The following is a 639-nucleotide window of genomic DNA, read 5'->3' as shown; positions in this document are numbered from 1 at the left end:
CCGGATTGAACGAAGCCGCGGTCCGGTTTGGCGCTATGGGAATTGTGGTGTTTGGGCAGGCCGGGGGTGTTGTGCGCGCCGACGGGCATGGCGGTGAATGGCAGCAGCCCGGGTGCTGCCGGTGCCGGTATCGGCGTCTGGAGCGCGCCACGACGGGCCGGTCTTGGGTCGGATCACCTGTCGCGGCGGCCGGAACCGGCACAGCCGGGCGACCGGCGCGCAGACTATTTGGCCGGTCCTTTTGCGGATCGGTTGCGGATCGCGCGGCGTTGGTCTGTCTTTTGGGGTCATGAACTGTCGTTCCAGAATGGTCCCCGGGGCGGTGCCTGGCCGTGATGCCAGACGGCGAGTGTGACCATAGGGCGACCGCAGCAGGGGCACGGATGCGAAACGGCCCTTGCCGCCTTCACCGCCGGGGCGGGGCGGATCGCGGCCTCCGGCGCCTGGGTGGCCAGCAGCGCACGGCAGGCGGCGAGGCGGGCGGCGCGCTGGCCATTGGCGAGGAAGCCATAATGCCGGATGCGGTGAACACCGTCCGGCAGGGTGTGCAGCAGGAAACGTCGGATGAACTCACCAGCATCGAGGGTCATCCGTCTGGGTCTGCGGCCGTGGCGATAGTCGCGCCAGCGGAAGGTCACC

1 protein-coding gene is annotated in these 639 nt (G+C 69.3%); it reads right to left on the bottom strand.

Annotation, left to right across the window (positions count from 1 at the left end; genetic code table 11):
- Positions 1 to 287: 287 nt before the first annotated feature.
- Positions 288 to 639, bottom strand: a 352-nt coding sequence (locus KNW02_RS21260; protein ID WP_216035054.1) for a transposase, incomplete at its 5' end; no start/stop codon positions are given.

The organism is Paracoccus marinaquae, from assembly GCF_018860165.1.
In the GTDB taxonomy this organism is placed as follows: domain Bacteria; phylum Pseudomonadota; class Alphaproteobacteria; order Rhodobacterales; family Rhodobacteraceae; genus Paracoccus; species Paracoccus marinaquae.
This window is presented reverse-complemented; position numbering and strand designations above follow the sequence as displayed.